Origin of the sequence: Rubrobacter taiwanensis (genome assembly GCF_004337705.1) — a bacterium.
Classification (GTDB): Bacteria; Actinomycetota; Rubrobacteria; order Rubrobacterales; family Rubrobacteraceae; genus Rubrobacter_C; species Rubrobacter_C taiwanensis.
Genome location: NZ_SKBU01000039.1, coordinates 1 through 543 on the forward strand (window position 1 = coordinate 1; position 543 = coordinate 543).

Consider the following 543-nt stretch of genomic DNA (forward strand, 5'->3'; position numbering starts at 1 on the left):
GGCGCAGCGAGCTGCTCGGAACGGAGTTTGAAGAAGCGCTCTTCTGCATAAGGTGCGGGGCGTGCCTGAACGTCTGCCCCGTCTACCGCCAGACGGGAGGGCACGCCTACGGCTCGACCTACTCTGGTCCCATAGGAGCGGTCATAACCCCGCTGCTCAAGGGCCTAAAAGAGGCCAAAGACCTTCCCCACGCCTCCTCTCTTTGCGCGGCGTGCACCGAGGCCTGCCCGGTAGGCATCCCCCTGCACGAGCTGCTCTTGAAGCTCAGAGCCGCCCAGGTAGAAGAGGGGCTAGCTCCAAAAGCCCAAAAGCTTCTCTTTGGAGGCTTTGAGAAGACGATGCGAAGCCCTACTCTGTACGGGCTCTCATCAAGGGCCGCCAGAGCGGGCAGCAGGGCTCTCATCGAGCAAGATGCAAGGAGGAAGAAGCTTGGTGCGGCAGGGCCGCTCAAGGGGTGGATGGAGCACAGGGAGCTGCCCCCCTTAGCCAGGAAGAGCTTCAGGCAGATGTGGCGCGATGGGGAGGTCTAAAGAGAGAGATGGC

The 543-nt window shown here is 62.1% G+C and carries 1 protein-coding gene; it reads left to right on the forward strand.

Translation table 11 applies throughout. The features are described from left to right. The coding region (locus E0L93_RS14985; protein WP_132692893.1) for a 4Fe-4S dicluster domain-containing protein at positions 1–530 on the forward strand (530 nt) is incomplete at its 5' end. Positions 531–543: the final 13 nt, after the last annotated feature.